Below are 17,759 nucleotides of genomic sequence, written 5' to 3' on the forward strand. Positions count from 1 at the left end.
CGAAGCGGTCTGTATTGGCGAGGCTCCCAGCAGCAAAAGCTATCTGAACATTCCCAATATTATTGCTGCTGCCCTGACCCGCAATGCGACTGCGATTCATCCGGGCTATGGTTTCTTGGCAGAAAACGCCCGCTTTGCCGAAATTTGCGCCGACCACCAGATAGCCTTTATCGGTCCCACCCCGGAAGCGATGCGATCGATGGGCGATAAGTCCACTGCAAAAGAAACTATGCAGCGCATCGGCGTTCCCATCGTTCCCGGCAGCGATGGATTGCTCACGGACGAGAGAGAGGCTCTGGCGATCGCCCAGGAAATCGGCTATCCAGTCATTATCAAAGCCACAGCGGGCGGCGGCGGACGGGGAATGCGCCTGGTACGGACGGAGGATGAGCTGATCAAATCTTTCCTGGCAGCCCAGGGCGAGGCAGAAGCCGCCTTTGGGAACGCAGGCGTGTATCTGGAAAAGTTTGTTGAACGTCCGCGCCACATTGAGTTTCAAATTCTGGCAGATAGCTACGGCAACGTGATTCACCTGGGCGAACGCGATTGCTCGATTCAGCGTCGCCACCAAAAGCTGCTCGAAGAAGCCCCCAGCCCAGCCCTCACCCCCGAACTGCGCGAAAAAATGGGCAGTGCTGCCGTTCGAGCGGCTCAAGCAATTAGTTATATCGGCGCGGGCACAGTCGAATTTCTGCTCGATCAATCGGGCAATTTCTACTTCATGGAAATGAACACCCGCATCCAGGTCGAACACCCCGTCACTGAAATGATCGTCGGGCTGGATCTGGTGGCAGAGCAGATTCGGATTGCCCAGGGCGAAAAGCTCAACCTGACCCAGGATCAGGTGCAGCTTCGGGGGCACGCGATCGAATGCCGCATTAATGCCGAAGACCCCGACCACAACTTTCGTCCTAACCCCGGACGCATCAGCGGCTATTTGCCCCCCGGCGGCTTTGGCGTGCGGATGGATTCCCACGTTTACACCGACTACGAAATTCCGCCCTACTACGATTCGCTGATCGGCAAACTGATCGTGTGGGGACACAATCGAGAAGCGGCGATCGAGCGAATGCGACGGGCACTCCGCGAATGTGCGATCACCGGGCTTTCAACGACGATCGGCTTTCATCAGCGGATTCTGGACAACCCGCAGTTTTTGAAAGGGGAAGTTTACACCAATTTTGTCGAGCAGATGATGCAATAAACGGCGGCTACAAGGATTCCCCATTCCTTTAATATATGTAAAGAGAACCTTAGGGGACGGGCGGAATGCGAGTTGCGATCGTTGGTGCAGGATTGGCAGGTCTGGCGGCAGCAGTAGAGCTGGTCGATGCAGGGCACGAAGTTGAGATTTTTGAGGCGCGATCGTTTGTCGGCGGCAAAGCCGGAAGCTGGATCGACGCAGACGGCAACCATGTAGAAATGGGACTGCACGTCTTTTTCAACAACTATTACAACCTGTTTGCCTTGATGAAGCATGTGGGCGCGTTTGAGAATTTGCTGCCCAAGGAACACGTTCACAATTTCATTAATCGCGGCGGGCAGGTCGGCAAACTCGATTTCCGGTTTTTGCTCGGTGCGCCGTTCCACGGGCTAAAGGCATTTTTTACCACCGAACAGCTCTCGCTGATCGACAAGCTGCAAAATGCGATCGCCCTTGGCACAAGTCCTGTCGTTCCCGGTCTGGTGAGCTATGACCTGGCGATGCAGTGGATTCGATCGCTCGACAACATCAGCTTTGCCGACTGGTTTCGCCGTCATGGTGGCTCTGAGAATAGCCTCAAGCGGATGTGGAACCCGATCGCCCTCGCCCTGGGCTTTATCGACACTGAGGAAATTTCGGCACGCTGCATGCTGACAATCTTCCTGATGTTTGCGACCAAAACCGAAGCCTCACGGCTGAATCTGCTGGCAGGCTCCCCCGACGAATATCTGCACAAGCCGATCGTCAAATACCTGGAAGACCGGGGCACAAAAATCCACACCCGTCGCCAGACGCGCCGCATTTTGTTTGAGGAACGCGACGGACAAACGATCGTCACAGGTTTATCTATTGCTCAGGGCAACACCGAAGAAACCATTACCGCCGATGCCTACCTTGCCGCCTGTGATGTGCCCGGAATTCAGCGATTGCTGCCGCAGGAATGGCGCCAGTGGAAGGAGTTTAACAACATCTACAAGCTGGAAGCGGTTCCGGTCGTCACGGTGCAAATGCGCTTCGATGGCTGGGTCACAGAAATGAATGATCCGGCTTTGCGAAAGCAGGTCGATCGCGCCGCAGGCATGGACAATTTGCTCTACAGCGCAGATGCCGATTTCTCTTGCTTTGCAGACCTGGCACTCACCAGTCCCAAGGACTATTACCGGGAAGGGCAGGGTTCGCTGATGCAGGTAGTTCTCACTCCCGGCGATCCGTTTATCAAAATGAGCAACGAGGAAATTGCTCAACACGCGCTGAAGCAAATTCACGATCTGTTTCCCTCATCCCGCGAACTCAATATGACCTGGTTTGGCGTGGTGAAGCTGGCGCAGTCCCTCTACCGCGAACAGCCCGGCATGGACCCCTACCGCCCATCCCAAAAAACGCCAATCGCCAACTTCTTCCTAGCAGGTAGCTACACCGCTCAGGACTATATCGACAGCATGGAAGGCGCAACCATCTCCGGCAAGCAAGCTGCTGCCCGCATCCTCGAACCCACCGGATACAAAGTTCAGGGAGCCGGACTGTTTAAGTATTAGGCGATTTAAGGATTAGGCGATTGGCAAAGCCCAACCTCCCTCCTCCAAACCCCTCCCCCGTTAGATTTAATCAAGGGACGAGGGGTTGAGCATTTTTTGGGCGGATCGCTCCAGAAGGCTCATCAATTTGCCTTGCACAAACGCATCTCGGACGATCGAGTCACCTGCGCTCTGTTACTGGCGATTCGCTTCACGTAAAACTTGTCGATCGTTTTGCTCACTTGCTTTCTTGTTCCCATACTTCAGATCTGCTCTTTTTCATCAGGCGGAATGGGCAGAGTTCGTTAAACCTGCTCACGAGAACTGGTTTGAGGCGATCGAGCTTTGAGGCAATGAAGGGGAGTTATCCTGAATTTTTCTACCTAACTAGCTGAATCGGGATCTTAGACGAAACTATTTCTGCCTATATCGCTACTCCAGGGTCTTAGACGGAAATATCCAGCCCAATCAGTAGTTATCCGGCTTCGTTTTCGGGTGAGGGTGCAGCTAGAAACCATTTGTGGGGGAGTCAGAGTTAAATGCTGCTATTGATTACCTCAACCTCAAAGCACATCGCTCATAATACTTCTGTTACGAAGTGGAGGAGTTGAATGCGAAATTTTTGGGCATTTGGTTGGGGTGCTTTGGTTGGGGTGCTTGGCGGACTGATAGGTCTGGGTGGTGCGGAGTTCCGCTTACCTGTCCTAGTCAGCGTTTTTAACTATCGAACTCTACAAGCAATTATCATCAACCTCATTGTCAGCCTTGTCACAGTGACATTTTCATTCATTTTTCGAAGCGGCGTTGTGAGGCTGGAAAATGTTGCTGGGAACTGGGCAGTGATCATCAACATTCTGGCAGGCTCTCTAATCGGCTCTTATGTTGGAGTTCATTATGCAACGCGAATCAACGAACGAGTATTAAACCGAATTGTCATCGCTTTTCTGATTTTTCTTAGCGTTGTGCTGGTCGGGCATAACCTCATTTTCAGTCTTGAGAGTTTGCAACTACCAAGCCTTTTAAGAATCAGCTTTGGATTTTTGGCAGGAATCGTAATTGGCATATTCAGCAGTATGTTGGGTGTGGCAGGTGGAGAGTTGATTATCCCAACAATCATTTTGCTATTTTCCGTTGATATTAAGCTGGCAGGAAGTTTGAGCCTTGCGATTAGCATTCCGACAATTTTGATGGGTCTGTTTAAGTACAGAAGCCAACAAAGACTTAAGGAAGTTAAAACAGAGCAAAGATTTATCATTTCAATGGCATCTGGTTCAATTTTGGGTGCATTTATTGGCAGTAATCTTTTAAGGTATGTATCAAGTTCTCTGTTGTATCTAATCTTGGGCCCAATTCTACTATTGTCAGCGTTGAAGCTGGCGCAGCACAAGCCAGCCTCATAACAACCCCCTTACAGCCGCAAGTCGCAAGTCATTGATGCTGAGTTCAAGGTTACTAGCGCCTAGGGGAACGTTGTACTGCTTAAGATGTCTGTGGCGACGATGGTTGAAAGTTTGCCTATCGGGATTCATGGTTCAGTTGCTTTGCAGTTACTGGCATCCGACGGATTACTTTGAGGAATCTGTGTGTCAGCAATATGCTTCAAACCCCAAGCAGTGATGACTTTCAAAACAGGACGCAAGCTTTTTCCCTTCTCGGTGAGTTGATAGTTCATTCGACGGGAATGGTTACTGTAAGGCTGCTTTTCTGCTAAACCTAATTCTTCAAGCAGTCTGAGGCGGTTTGCCAAGATATTAGTCGAGATTCCCTCAGGGGATTCTAAAAACTCTTCAAATCGTTGCTTTCCAAAGAACATCATGTCTCGGATGACAAGTAACGTCCAGCGATCGCCAATCAAATCTAGCGTACAGGAGACAGGGCAAGAAGAGCGTTTTGGCTGGATCATGGCTAGATATAGCAGCTTAGTTACTTGCATTTTACAAGCTATTCTTGCTAAGCTACAGCCTAACTTGCAAATTAAAAGCTAAACATGGACACAACGGCACAGAAGCAACTGTTTGAGGTCGAAATTCATCTACCCGTTAGAACTTACGATATTGATTTTGCGGGTGTTGTCAACAATATTGTTTACGTTCGTTGGTTAGAAGATTTACGTTTAGAGATGCTAGCCCGTCATTTCCCGTTGGACGAACAACTCAAAAATGGAATTGCGCCTGTCATTGTGCAGACAAAAATTGATTACAAGCAGCCCATCAAAATTTCTGACGTTCCAACCGGCAAGATGTGGATCGAGATAATGGAATCGCTGCGATGGACTGTTAATGCAGTGATCTCTGTCAATGGCAAAGTAGCGGCTCTTGGTGAACAAGTTGGTATTTTTGTTGATTTACAAAACAACAAGCCGATTCGTATGCCAGAAAGGTTAAAGCAGAAGTATCAAGAGTTTGTGGCGTAAGCAATACAACAATTGAAGTTTGAGGTAATCTGCGACGGGTAAAGCGGCTTGTGTGCTGAAGAAAAGTGTGCTGAAAAAGCAGGAAACAGGTCAGTATTTGTCTCATGCTTTAAGATGACGATCGCCCAATTGATTACAGAATATTTGTAACCCTGAAACAGCAGAATGGTTTCGAGAATGATTTCCTGATTCAGGAATGCCTAAATTTTTAACTTTGAGTCATTTGAGTGGCTAAATCTAAAAATCGCTGGACAGTTGGCGTGACGTCCAATTTACGGCAAACGATCGCCACTTCTGCCTGGGGTGTTTCTTCCTGCAAAGGCTTGTAGATCACCCCCGTTCGTTGCAGGTTTTTGAGGGAGACGGGGACGATCGCAATCCCAATTTCGGCGGCGACTAAGCTAATAATCGTCTGCATCTGAATCGCTTCCTGTACAACGGTGGGACTGAATCCGGCTCGCTGACACAGGCTGATGATTTGGTCATACAAGCCGGGAGCCAGCGATCGCGGAAACAGAATAAATGGCTCGGCAGCGATCGCCTTGAGCGAAATTATCGGCTCCTGGGCAAACAGATGGCGATCGGGCAGTGCCAGCACCAGAGGTTCCTGAAAAATAGTTTGCACCTGTAACAGCAGATCGTCGATCGGCGGACGCACCAAGCCCACATCTAATCGACGATCGCTGAGCCACTGAAGCTGGTGATCGGTCGTCAGTTCATGCAGTTCTAGCTTCACTTCAGGAAAAGCCGCCCGAAACGATCGCAGAATCGGCGGCAGCACGTTATACGCCGCAGAACTGACAAACCCGATGACGAGTTGCCCCTGTTCGCCCCGGCTAACCTGCCGTCCAGTCTGGATTGCCTGCTCAAGCTGATAAAGCAGCCGGCGACTTTCCTGCAAAAAAACGGCTCCGGCTTCGGTCAGGGCGACCGATCGCTTTGTGCGGTGAAACAGCTGAAAACCCAGCTCATTTTCTAACTGCCGAATTTGCTGACTCAACGGTGGCTGGGCAATATGCAACCGCTCGGCGGCACGACCAAAGTGCAGTTCCTCAGCAACCGCGACAAAGTAGCGTAAATGGCGAAATTCGATCGGCACAGATCCTAAACGCCCAACGCTTTCTGAATCTGACGCTGCATTTGTTCGCTTTCGGTAGAAGGCTCCAGACAGCTCAAGCCTTTGCAGACCATTGCCATTACACCGGGGGGCAAGTGTGAGTCGAGGCGAAGGGCGATCGTTGGCAAGTACTGCTGAGCAAGGTTTGCGATTTCGTCAGGCGTGGTTCGGATCAACGTCGGATAGCGGAACCAGTCCAGCCCACTCACTAAGCTAGGGCAGGCTTGCGGAATTTGCTCAATCACAGTGCTAAAAGCTTGCAGCGTTTGCTCGGCGCGATCGAAGCATTGCAAATCTTCCGTGAGCAGAAACAGCCGGATCAGGTTCATCGCGGCGATTCCATTTGCAGAAGGTGTGGCATTGTCACCGTAGCTGCGTTCCTGCACAACCAGATCGCTCACTGCATCGGTGTTGTAGTAGCCACCCTGCTCTCGACTCCAGAGAAATTCTTCAAACTCACACTGCACTTCCTGGGCGCGAGCGAGCCATTGTTGACCGTCCTGTCCCAGACTCAAGCTTGCCTGATGCAGATCAAGCAAAGCTTTGATGAGTAGCGCGTAGTCTTCCGATTGAGCAATGACGCTGACCTGCCCGTCATAGTTGAGCCGATGTAGACGGTGATCCTGCCACTGGTAATTCAAGATGAACTGTGCCGCCCTGACTGCCAGATCGAAATACGCCCCGTTTTGCAAGACTGCAGCCGATCGTGCCAGTCCCGAAATCATCAGACTATTCCAGGCGACGATCATCTTGGTATCGGTCACCGCCGGAATACGTCCTTTCCAGGGCAAAGTTCTTGCTTGCTGATTGTTCTGTGCTGGGGGAAATGTGGTGGTGTCCAGAGCAGAGGCTCCATAGCGCACGGTAAATAGTTTTTCTAGCGCGGCGACTGCGGTCGAAGCAAGTTCACCGCTCCTCGATCGCTGCAAAACGTTCTTGCCTTCAAAGTTGCCAGCCGGATTGACGCTAAATTCGGCTTCCAGAATGGTCAATTCTTCGGGCGTGAGAATCTGCTCTAGTTCTGGATAGCTCCAGACATAAAACGCGCCTTCTTCTGGTTCACGATCGTCTGGACGAGGAAAACTATCCGCATCCTGCGCCGCATAAAAGTACCCTTCAGGAGCCGTCATCTCGCGCTGAAGCCACTGGACGGTACCGTCGATCGATCGGGCAAAGGCAGGTTCCTGAATTCCGATCGCCCACAGCTCCGCCAGATACTCAATGATCTGCCCGTTGTCATAAAGCATTTTCTCAAAGTGAGGCACTGTCCAGGTCGGATCAACCGTATAGCGATGAAACCCACCCGCCACATGGTCATAAATGCCACCCAATGCCAGATCCATGCCGCGCTGCTGGCAAACGGTCAGCCGATTCAAATCCGGGTCATTGTGCTGAAACCGAACACTGTGCAGGGCAGTCATCGCGTGAGGAATCATGGGAAATTTTGGCCCTCCTCCCTTCGCGGCTAGTACCGTCAGACTGACCCGTAGCCCTTCCTGCAAGCGTTCTTCAGAGAGTTCGCCATTTCCCTCGATCGTCGCGCCCTGCTTCAACCGTTCCCGCAGCTCGTCCGTCACTGCCTGAAGCTTGACTGCCTCGGTGTCGTAAAAATTTCGGAGTGCCTGAATGACCTGCAAAAAGCTCGGTCGCCCGTACTTCGCCTCTGGCGGAAAGTAAGTTCCCCCATAAAAAGGCAGGAGATCGTGCGGCGACAGAAACACATTCAGGGGCCAGCCGCCTTGTCCCGTCATGAGCTGGAGTGCCTGCATATAAATGCTGTCAATGTCCGGGCGTTCTTCGCGATCGACCTTAATTGCCACATAGTTCGCGTTTAGATAATCGGCAACGATCGGATCAGAAAACGCTTCGCCCTCCATCACCGTACACCAGTGGCAGCTAGAGTAGCCGATCGACAAAAAAATCGGCTTGTTCTCCTGTTTTGCTTTCTCTAATGCCTCATCGCACCACGACCACCAGTCGATCGGGTTATCGGCATGTTTGCGGAGATAAAGGCTCTGAGTCTGAGCGAGGCGATTGGTCATAACAGCAGCCGGAACGCTTCACTGTTGAGTCTAGCGTTTTAGCTTGATTTACGAAGGGCTGATGACAAAGGGCTGCTTGCCTCAGTCATTTCCTATAGAGTTGCCTGCTGCGCCGCTTGCTCCGCAGTTTCCCGCAGGGGTAATCGAATATATCCCGCAGCCACACTCTCCGCCACAATTGCTTCGACCCACTCCCACAAATCAGGCGTGCCCTGCTTAACCGGTTCCATCCGCTTCCAGACCTGATCGATCGAAACGCCGTGTTTCTTCCAGGTTCCGCCTGCCGTTTTGTAGTTGTGCAAGAGGGGCTGAATGCGATCGAGTGCAGCCGCAAATTGAGCCGTTGCCGTTTCCCGCGCTTCAAACTCTTCCCATAAAAGACGCAGCTCGGCTTCCAGATCCGGCGGCAATAAGCCAAAAATGCGATCGGCGGCACGCTGTTCTCGATCGGCTTTGTCCAGATTGCCCTGCACGTCGTAGCAAAAGGTATCGCCTGCATCAATTTCAACCAGATCGTGAATCAGCAGCATTTGAATCGCGCGGCTCATGTCTGTTCCCGCAGGGGCGTACTCTGCCAGCACGATCGCCATGATTGCCAGATGCCAGGAATGCTCTGCGCTGTTTTCCTGCCGTGATGCATCGACCAGCAGGGTTTGCCGCAGGATGTGCTTAAGGCGATCAATTTCCAGGATGAATTGAATTTGTTGGGTGAGTCGTTGCTGCACGGTGGGAGGTGGAGGGAGGTGGGCTGACGCTTTATTTTAGTGTGAATGGGGGTGGGAGATGAGGGGGTGAGCGTCTTGATCGCGTTTAGATTGAATCAGTGGGTATGTAGGGGGTTTGATTAGAATGGGAGCAGGCACTTTTTCACCACACGATTGCCCCTATGTCTCTTCCCAAATCTCTGCTGGTCGGTTTAACTTCTAACGACTTTCGCCATCCGCTCGATCGTGAGGCAACTCAGGCACTCAAGCAGATTCCGGGGATGGATTTAGTTGTGCGATCGGTGCTTGGACCTGTGGCAGAACGATTCTTCTATTTAGAAAATATTGCGTCTAGCATTTTGGTGAGCGATCAGCAGTTGCCTCATTTACATCAGCTGCTGCTGGAAGCCTGCAAAATTCTTGACCTGGAACCGCCTCAGCTTTATGTGCGGCAGCATCCGGTTCCCAATGCCTACACTTTTGCAATGCGAGGCAAACAGCCGTTTATTGTGCTGCATACATCGCTGATTGATATGCTCACATCTGAAGAAACCCAGGCAGTGATCGCTCACGAATTGGGGCATCTCAAGTGCGAACACAGTGTTTATATGACCCTAGTGAATGTGCTGGTGCTGGCTGCCGGACAGGTTCCCTCCTGGGGTGCGGTGCTGGCACAGAGTTTGCAGACTCAGTTAATGGAATGGGTGCGCTGTGCAGAATTTACCTGTGATCGCGCTGCGTTGCTGGTTGCTCAAGAGCCGCGTGTGGTTGCCTCGGTGCTCATGAAACTAAGTGGCGGTTCGCCTACGCTTGCCTCTCAGCTCAATCTGGATGCATTTTTAGCACAGGCGCGATCGTATGACACCATGACCACCGATGATGTGGGCAAGCTGCTGCGCCAGATGCAAACCACGCCGCTAAGCCATCCCCTCCCGGTACTTAGAGCTAGAGAAGTCGATCGTTGGGCAAGCAGCCAGGAATACGCAGGGATTCTCCAGAAGCGATCGATGCGCTATAATGATGAGGCTGAAAAGGGCGGATGGCGAAACTGGTAGACGCACCACACTCAAAATGTGGCGAGGTAACCCCTCATGGGAGTTCGATTCTCCCTCTGCCCATAGACTTAAGTAAATTACTAAAATTAAATTAGTAAAGAAGTGAATTAGTAAAGCTGAATTACTCAAGCAAGATTAAATTCGAGGAGGGTTCGGATCATGGCTCAACGGTTGAAGCGATGGGAATCTCCCCGCAAGCAGGGCAGAAACGATAAAGGAAAAGGCGGCAGTGCCCGACAGCGACAGCTCCGCAAACAAACTCAAATGCTGCGGAAGAAACTGAAGGACGGCAACCCATCTAATCAAAATTCAAACCGATCGGGGGAAGGGACACTATCTCTTCCCTCTTTTTTTATTCAATTCCCTCTCTTTCAATCCACTTTGTTCACTCCACGCCCAACACACTTACCAGCAATGCCTTTTGAGCATGCAGCCGATTTTCTGCCTCGTCCCAGACCCGCGATTGGTTGCCTTCGATCACGCCGTTTGTAATCTCCTCGCCGCGATGTGCCGGAAGACAGTGCAGCACGATCGCCTTTGAGTCGGCTTTATTCATCAGGTCTTCATTCACCTGGTAGGGCATAAAAACGGGAATGCGGCTGTCTGCCAGATCTTCCTGTCCCATACTCGCCCAAACATCGGTGTAAACAATTTGTGCGCCCTGAACGGCGGCTTGCGCGTCCTGAGTGAGGGTCACTTCGGTTCGATCGCCTGCGATCGCTTTTGCCTGCTCCAGAACTCCGGCGTTTGGTTCAAAGCCAGCAGGAGCAGCAACCCGAACGTTCATACCGCTTAAGGCACAGCCCAACATCAGGGAGTTTGCCATGTTGTTGCCATCGCCGACATAGGCAAGCGTTAAACCGTCGAGCTGTCCAAATTCTTCTTTGATGGTCTGCAAGTCGGCTAACACCTGACAGGGATGCTCCAGATCGGTGAGAGCATTAATCACGGGAATTTTGGCATAGCGGGCAAAGGTTTCAAGCTCCTGCTGCTCGTAGGTGCGAATCGCCAGCACATCCAGATAGCGATCGAGCACTCGCGCTGTATCTTCCACGGGTTCTCCCCGGCTCACCTGGGTGACGTTGACGTTGAGATCCAGTACTTGCCCGCCGATTTGATACATTGCCGCCGAGAAGCTAACTCTGGTGCGTGTCGAAGCTTTGGTAAACAGCAGACCCAGAATCTTTTCGCAGCGCGGGTTGAGCTTCTTTGCTTTCAAGTCGATCGCCAGATCCAGCAAATCCCGCAGTTCTGCCACACTTAAATCCGCCATGCTTAGCAGATCCCGCCCATATAATGTCGCTACGCTCATTTCTGAAGCTTGATAGTAGGGGTTTCTTGAATTCCGGAAACTAAAACCCTACCAGATTTTCTGCGATCGTGCAGTGTTCAATTCAACTCCTGAGCAATTCTCGTTCTGTCACCAAGAACTTTTTCCTTCTACCGCCTAGGGGCTTGACTCAGCAGACTGAATTCGAGCATCAGCAAAGAGGGAGCCGTTCTTATCCTACTCGCCTGAATAAATCTCCAAAAGAAATCGGATTACAAGTGTTGGCACAGCAGTTGGTAGGCTCAGGCTTTGTCCGTTTACTCAAGTAACTTACTTAAGTAACGACTGAAATTTGAAGTACTTTGCCATACCTTCAAGCTAGCAAACCGCTTTGTTACCTCTCAACTCGACTTAAGCTTCAAAAATTGTTTGCGTACAATGCGCTTACTTATTCACTCGATCGTCTTTTTTCGGGAAACTTCACCATTCCTGTACAGTTCTCCTCACTGTCTCCGGGTTGAGGTGCAAGACATAATCAAAACATGAGGATTAAACGTTTCAATTACCCCACACAAGATAGAGCGATGTTAGTGAGATATTGGAATCCTTGGCGCGAAATGGAAACGCTCCGCCGTCAAATGGATCGAGTGTTTGATGAGATTGCAGTACCGAGCGAATACAGCTGGGCTCCGGCGATCGAACTACATGATAGCGGTGAAACATTTACGCTGAAAGCTCAACTTCCCGGCATGGATGTGAAAGATATCAACGTTGAAGTGAGCCGTGAAGCAGTTGCTCTCTCCGGTGAGTATCGCAGTGAGCAGCAGGGCGAAACCAACGGCATTATGAAGTCCGAGTTTCGCTACGGTAAATTCCGCCGCATTGTGCCGCTTCCGGTTACTGTGCAGAACGATCAGGTTCAAGCCGAATACAAAGATGGCATCTTGACCCTGACGCTGCCCAAAGTCGTCGAAGTTCGCAACAAAGTGGTGAAGCTGAATCTGACAGACTTGGCTCAGCCTACGATCGAGCCGACGACCGAACCCGCGACAGCAGCCGTCACCGGATCGAATGAGGCACAGGCTACCGAAGCCAACAGCTAAGAGCTTAAGCGGTTTTGAGCCGCCTCTGGAGTAAGCGACACGCAAATTAGACAAATTAGATTTGAGTTAAACAGATAGCGCAATAAGCAGGAGGTCGATCGCCTCTTGCTTTTTTGTATTTTTGTATTGGTACACCATTTTTGTATTGGTACACCAATGGTTTAATAAACCAATTTTTATCTATCTTCAATGCATCAATTTTCTGCATCAAATCATAATTTCTGCATCAAATCCTAAAGCTAAAGCTGATATTACTCCTGCTAAACCTGCCTTGACATTCATATTTACTGCACTCACCTGCACTCACCGTTCTTCAACCAACTTTATTGAAATCATTTACAGCGTTTATTTCTGCGTTCGACTTAGAAACGCAACGTTTGTAATCAAAAATTCGCAAAATCGATCGCCTACCTTCGGCTGAATAAGCAAACACAATGGTGAAAGCAATTCGATTGCTTTAGCAGTAGAGAGATTGACGGACGCAATGGGCGATGTTAGTATGGATGCACTTCAAATTAATCTCGAACAGTCAGCTTAATTCAGTCTCACCCTAACCAAAGAAGACTGAAGCGGAGGAACCAATATTGGGGCGTATCGCAAGAAGGACACCTCTCAGTCCTAGCCCGTCAGCTAACTCCGTCGGCATTGAGGGGAGACTGAAGCTTTTGGCAATTTGTCTTTGGATAACCGTCTTTGGGCAACCGTGCTAAAGCTCGTCAGTATCCTTGACTGTTGGACAGTGGTTCCGTTGTTCTGTCCACCTTCAACCCTGAGGAGTTCAGGATGGTTGTACAATTTGTGGGTTCGATCGCCGTTGCCGGACAAGCAGCCTGGAGGCGTGTGCAGCCAGTCGTGCTGCAAGAAACTGTGCTGCTGCCTGCGTTGGGATTTGCAGGTCTGATTTTGCTGTGGTGGATAATTGCCCTGTTTAACAGCGACCTGATGCCCACCCCGCCAGAGGCACTTCAGGCAAACATGGACTATTTGCTGCATCCGTTTTATCGTCGTGGTCCTGGCGATTTGGGAATTGGTTGGCTGTTGATGGCAAGTTTGCGGCGCGTTTTGATTGGCTTTAGCCTAGGCGCACTGGTTGCAATTCCCGCCGGATTTCTGATTGGGATGTCGCGTCAGGCAATGCTGGCACTCAATCCGATTATTCAAATCCTGAAGCCCGTTTCGCCTCTGGCCTGGCTGCCGATCGCCTTGGCAATTTTTAACCTGGCAGACCCTTCTGCGATTTTCGTCATCTTCATTACGTCGCTCTGGTCAACGATTATTAACACTGCACTTGGCGTATCCAGCGTCTCCAAAGATTATCTGGATGTGGCGAGAGTCCTGGAAATGCCTCAGTGGAGACGAGTTATCAAAATTATTCTGCCTGCCAGTCTGCCCTATATCTTCACCGGGCTGCGCATTAGCCTGGGCATTGCATGGCTGGTGATCGTCGCAGTCGAGATGCTGACCGGAGGTGTAGGCATTGGCTTCTTTGTCTGGGATGAGTGGAGCCGCTTGAACCTTAGCTCGGTCTTCCTGGCGGTGGTTGTAATTGGGCTAACCGGGCTGATTCTGGACTTTATCGTGGTCAAAATTCAGCAGTTTGTCACTCGTCGTCGTTTTCGATCGCAGTCGGCAGCCTAATCAAGTGGGGGAATCCGGGGGTGAGGGGTAAGTGAGCAGGGGATAAAATCTCTCGATCGCCCTTGCGTCAGAGCTTCCTAATCTACTTCATCAGCTTTGCGTCAATCATTTCCACAGTCTCTCTACTGTCTGTTGAATCAGGTTGAGCAGCAAGACGCTCCCCATTTATAGAACGAACCGCAAAACCCGCTCCTCACCTCCCCATTCTCTCATCCCTCCGACTTTCCATCCTTTATCCACTCCCCACTCCCCAAACCAATATGAACCACGATCGTCTCAATCGACGTGACTTCTTAAAAGGATTCGGAGCTTCGGTCGCTGCAACGACGCTGGCTTCCTGTGCGGTAAGTGCGAATAGGGCGCCGCAAGGACTGCCGCAAATGGCGGCTGAAGTAGAACCGATCATCGATCCCCAAACGCTGGAAAAACCGAATTTAACGATTGGCTATGTACCTGTCAATGACTGCGCTCCCTTTGCGATTGCCTGGGAAAAAGGCTTCTTTCGCAAATATGGCTTGAACGTGAAGCTTAGCCGCGAAGCAAGCTGGGCAACCTCACGAGATGGCGTAATTTTTGGTCGGCTGGATGCGTCACCCGTGGTTTCAGGAGCCGTGACCAATGCCCGAATTGGCGCAGAAGGTGCGCGCCATGCCCCGATGTGTGCCGCAATGACCATCCACCGCCATGGCAATGCAATGACCATGAATCGTGCCATGTGGGAATCGGGGATTCGCCCCTGGCATGAGTACAAGGGTGATTTGGAGGCATTCGGGCGGGATTTCCGTCGCTATTTTGAAGGTCTGCCCTCGGATCAGCGAATTTGGGCAGTGGTTCTCAGTTCGGCGATTTATGAATATTTCATTCGCTATGTCTCGGCTGCCGCAGGCGTTGATCCGTTGAGCGAATTTCGCGTGATTATTGTGCCGCCGCCCCAAATGGTAACGAATATGCGAATTGGTGCAATGCAGGCATACATGGTGGCAGAACCCTGGAACACTCGCGCAATTCGGGGGAATGAAGGAATTGGCTTCACCTTTGCTCAAGGAAAGGAAGTCTGGCGCGGACATCCTGATCGCCTGCTAGCAGTGATGGAGCCTTTTATTAATGAAAATCCCAAGACGTATCGATCGCTGGTGAAAGCCATGATCGAAGCCTGTCAGTATTGCAGCAAGCCGGAGAATCGCGCCGAAGTTGCAAAGATTATCACCGGGCGATCGTTCACCGGAGCCAGACCGAAAACCTGCAAAACCCCGCCCCTGATCACGCCGGACAATCTGCCTTCACTGCCCGAATGTGCAACCAAGTTTACGGGTCCAGGCATTATTGGCGAATATAACTATGGCGGTTTTGATAGCAAAGACCGGACGATCGCTGCCGCCGATACCACCATTTTTTACGACTTCCCAACCGACCTCGCCGAACCCGCCAACGCCCATTCCACCTTCTTGTGGCGATCGCAAAGTCTCTGGCTGATGACGCAAGCCGCCCGCTGGGGACAGATTCCCGAAATTCCGGCAAACGCAGACGAGCTGACGAAAAAAGCCTGGCGATCGGACCTCTACCGCGACATCGCTGCCGAAATGGGCATTAACTGCCCCAGCGAAGACTACAAAGTAGAACCCGCTACTGTCTTTATCGACCAGAAAGGATTCGATCCCAGCGACCCGGTCGGCTACTTGAAAAGCTTTGAAATTCGAGCCGATCGCCCCAAACCCTTCTATTTATCCTAGCTGACCCCTCACCCCTTACTCACCCCCTCACACCCGGAGAACCTCATGATCAAACCGCTTACCTTCCCCGCCACCGATCGCCTGCGTGACCCAGCCGAGTTTCTTAGGATTGAGAATGTAACCAAAGCTTATCCTGCCGCCGGAGGTGGCCAGACCGTGATTCTGGATGGCATCAATCTGACGATCGGCGCAGATGAATACATCTCAGTCATCGGGCATTCGGGCTGCGGCAAATCGACCCTGCTGAAGATTGTGGCAGGTCTAGAACAGGCAACGTCTGGTTCTGTTTGGCTCGAAGGGCGCGAAGTGCGTAAACCCGGAGCGGAGCGCATGATGGTATTTCAGCAATACTCGCTGCTGCCCTGGCTCACGGTGCGAGAAAACGTTCGGCTGGCAGTGGATGAAGTGTTGAGGAACCTCTCTTCAGCAGAAAAGCGGGAAATTGTCAACGAACATCTGGCAATGGTGAATCTGACCCCTGCGGCAGAAAAATATCCTGATGAGCTTTCGGGCGGCATGAAACAGCGAGTGGGGATTGCTCGCGCTTTAGCGATTCGTCCCAAGGTGCTGCTGATGGATGAACCCTTTGGCGCGCTCGATGCGCTGACACGGGGCAAGCTCCAGCGGCAAGTCCTGGATATCTGGGAAAACCACCGTCAGGCGGTCATGATGATTACTCACGATGTGGATGAGGCGTTGTATATGTCCGATCGAATTATCTTAATGACGAATGGACCTGCTGCCCAAATTGGCGAAATTTTGGAAGTTCCCTTTGCCCATCCGCGCCAGCCGAAGGAGCTGCGAGAACTGCCTGAATACTACGAACTGCGGAACCACGCGCTCAACTTCCTCGATCGTCATTTCGGACACGATGACCAACTTTAATCTTTGTTAAATTAAGCCCGTTCTATTCCTAAAGAGGACTGTGTAGGGCAAATAGGAAGCTTTACACTGCAATTGATCCCTCTAATGTTTCTGTTGATTCCTGTCTGTTTTTCATTGATCCCAAAGCTTGTTTCCCTTAGGAAACTGTAAAGCGATCGCTTAAATTTCACGCTGACCCGTCTGCCGCTTTTAGCTTCCATTTCCTCACTTGCTCCTCCAACACCGACTATGAGAATTCAACCGATGCTGCTGCGCCTGCAAAGCGCGCTTGGACAAGACAACCTCAGTGAGCAAATGCTTTTGTATCCGGGTGTCGCGCCGACGCAGAATTCTTTTGCTGAGATGTCAAGCAGTTCCGCCAAGGGAGCAATTGACGCTACTGAGGCAACTTCGGAATCGATCGACGAAACGACCAATATTGTCATCAGCTACAATGGTTCTCCGAATAGCCAAACTGCTCTCGATTTTGCCTTCTGGATTGCTCATCAAACGAAACTCGCGACCAACAAATCTGTTACCGTTCACGTCGTCTATGTGCTGGATAGCTGCAACTCGCTCCAGTTAACTTGCGCTGCCGCTCCTGATCTGAACGGACTCCGATCGCAGTCTCTTCAAAAAGCGCAGGTTGGCGGTCTCCCCTCGATTCAGAAGCAAACTGCAACGGCAGTTCAATCCAAACCCCAATCGCAGGCAGCAGCCGTCTATCAACCCAGAACGATTCAAACCCAGTCAGCCCGATCGCTAACCGATTCCCTTGAGACTGCCGATCGCATCCTGTGGCAGGCTCGCTGTCTAGCTGATGAATGGCGTGGTTCTCTAGAGGCACATTTGCGCTTTGGGGCAGTGGCGATCGAGCTGCGTCAGGTAGTGGAGGCTGTAAAGGCAGATGTGCTGATGGTAGGCTGTACGACCGGAGAACATTCCCTGATCCAGCAGTTGCTCACCCCAGCGTTTCCCTGCCCGATCCTGGGCATTCCGCACGAGCTAGAAAAGCAGTAGGAAATTAGCGGGGCGTTGCTCAATCGAAGGATAAATGGTTGAGTTGAACATGGCTGGGCAGCCCCCTAAATCTCCCAATTTTGGA

15 protein-coding genes, 1 tRNA gene and 1 riboswitch are annotated in these 17,759 nt (G+C 51.2%); of the genes, 11 read left to right on the plus strand and 5 right to left on the minus strand.

Features of this window, described 5'->3' with window-relative positions; genetic code table 11:
- The 3 genes from accC to NDA02_RS23000 form a co-directional block, all read left to right on the plus strand.
- Positions 1-1,204, plus strand: a 1,204-nt coding sequence (gene accC / locus NDA02_RS22990) for an acetyl-CoA carboxylase biotin carboxylase subunit (RefSeq protein WP_348256011.1), incomplete at its 5' end; no start/stop codon positions are given.
- A gap of 65 nt (positions 1,205-1,269) precedes the next feature.
- The gene (zds, locus tag NDA02_RS22995) at positions 1,270-2,739 is read left to right on the plus strand and encodes a 9,9'-di-cis-zeta-carotene desaturase (RefSeq protein ID WP_348256012.1); all 1,470 of its coding nucleotides are present in this window, start codon (positions 1,270-1,272) and stop codon (positions 2,737-2,739) included.
- A 590-nt stretch (positions 2,740-3,329) separates the two neighbouring features.
- Complete coding sequence (locus NDA02_RS23000) at positions 3,330-4,118, plus strand: sulfite exporter TauE/SafE family protein (RefSeq protein ID WP_190791353.1); 789 nt, start codon at positions 3,330-3,332, stop codon at positions 4,116-4,118.
- Between the two features lie 125 nt (positions 4,119-4,243).
- Here NDA02_RS23000 and NDA02_RS23005 read toward each other — a convergent pair whose 3' ends face one another.
- Positions 4,244-4,621 (minus strand): helix-turn-helix domain-containing protein, encoded by a 378-nt coding sequence (locus tag NDA02_RS23005; RefSeq protein WP_190791355.1) that lies wholly within the window; start codon positions 4,619-4,621, stop codon positions 4,244-4,246.
- Between the two features lie 84 nt (positions 4,622-4,705).
- Between NDA02_RS23005 and NDA02_RS23010 the strand changes: the two genes are divergently transcribed.
- Positions 4,706-5,131: a thioesterase family protein gene (locus tag NDA02_RS23010; protein ID WP_190791352.1), complete on the plus strand. Its 426-nt coding sequence runs from the start codon at positions 4,706-4,708 to the stop codon at positions 5,129-5,131.
- Between the two features lie 208 nt (positions 5,132-5,339).
- On the opposite strand, the gene NDA02_RS23015 is transcribed toward NDA02_RS23010, so the two are convergent.
- The 3 genes from NDA02_RS23015 to NDA02_RS23025 form a co-directional block, all read right to left on the minus strand.
- Positions 5,340-6,224 carry a LysR family transcriptional regulator gene (locus NDA02_RS23015; RefSeq protein ID WP_348256020.1) on the minus strand — a complete coding sequence of 295 codons (885 nt, stop codon included), beginning with the start codon at positions 6,222-6,224 and terminating at the stop codon, positions 5,340-5,342.
- Positions 6,225-6,235: 11 nt separating this feature from the next.
- Positions 6,236-8,290: a thioredoxin domain-containing protein gene (locus NDA02_RS23020; protein ID WP_190794671.1), complete on the minus strand. Its 2,055-nt coding sequence runs from the start codon at positions 8,288-8,290 to the stop codon at positions 6,236-6,238.
- 92 nt (positions 8,291-8,382) lie between these two features.
- Positions 8,383-9,015: an HD domain-containing protein gene (locus NDA02_RS23025; protein ID WP_190794670.1), complete on the minus strand. Its 633-nt coding sequence runs from the start codon at positions 9,013-9,015 to the stop codon at positions 8,383-8,385.
- Between the two features lie 161 nt (positions 9,016-9,176).
- On the opposite strand from NDA02_RS23025, the gene NDA02_RS23030 reads away from it, so the two are divergent.
- Both NDA02_RS23030 and NDA02_RS23035 read left to right on the plus strand, forming a co-directional pair.
- The gene (locus tag NDA02_RS23030) at positions 9,177-10,049 is read left to right on the plus strand and encodes a M48 family metallopeptidase (protein WP_190794669.1); all 873 of its coding nucleotides are present in this window, start codon (positions 9,177-9,179) and stop codon (positions 10,047-10,049) included.
- Positions 10,028-10,112, plus strand: a tRNA-Leu gene (locus NDA02_RS23035). Before NDA02_RS23030 ends, NDA02_RS23035 begins: the two co-directional genes overlap by 22 nt.
- A gap of 322 nt (positions 10,113-10,434) precedes the next feature.
- Here NDA02_RS23035 and argF read toward each other — a convergent pair.
- Positions 10,435-11,361 (minus strand): ornithine carbamoyltransferase, encoded by a 927-nt coding sequence (argF, locus tag NDA02_RS23040; protein ID WP_190794668.1) that lies wholly within the window; start codon positions 11,359-11,361, stop codon positions 10,435-10,437.
- 542 nt (positions 11,362-11,903) lie between these two features.
- Here argF and NDA02_RS23045 point away from each other — a divergent pair.
- From NDA02_RS23045 to NDA02_RS23065, 5 genes are all read left to right on the plus strand, one after another.
- Positions 11,904-12,422, plus strand: coding sequence for an Hsp20/alpha crystallin family protein (locus NDA02_RS23045; protein ID WP_190794667.1), 519 nt, complete (start codon positions 11,904-11,906; stop codon positions 12,420-12,422).
- A 521-nt stretch (positions 12,423-12,943) separates the two neighbouring features.
- Positions 12,944-13,082, plus strand: a riboswitch (cyclic di-AMP (ydaO/yuaA leader).
- A 123-nt stretch (positions 13,083-13,205) separates the two neighbouring features.
- Positions 13,206-14,060, plus strand: coding sequence for a nitrate ABC transporter permease (gene ntrB, locus NDA02_RS23050; RefSeq protein ID WP_190794666.1), 855 nt, complete (start codon positions 13,206-13,208; stop codon positions 14,058-14,060).
- 260 nt (positions 14,061-14,320) lie between these two features.
- A complete protein-coding gene (locus NDA02_RS23055) occupies positions 14,321-15,790 on the plus strand; it encodes an ABC transporter substrate-binding protein (RefSeq protein WP_190794665.1) in 1,470 nt (489 codons plus the stop codon).
- 45 nt (positions 15,791-15,835) lie between these two features.
- The gene (locus NDA02_RS23060; RefSeq protein WP_190794664.1) at positions 15,836-16,675 is read left to right on the plus strand and encodes a nitrate ABC transporter ATP-binding protein; all 840 of its coding nucleotides are present in this window, start codon (positions 15,836-15,838) and stop codon (positions 16,673-16,675) included.
- A gap of 228 nt (positions 16,676-16,903) precedes the next feature.
- Positions 16,904-17,674: a universal stress protein gene (locus NDA02_RS23065; RefSeq protein WP_199296864.1), complete on the plus strand. Its 771-nt coding sequence runs from the start codon at positions 16,904-16,906 to the stop codon at positions 17,672-17,674.
- Positions 17,675-17,759: the final 85 nt, after the last annotated feature.

This window comes from Leptolyngbya sp. ST-U4 (genome assembly GCF_039962215.1).
Lineage (GTDB): Bacteria > Cyanobacteriota > Cyanobacteriia > Elainellales > Elainellaceae > Leptolyngbya_A.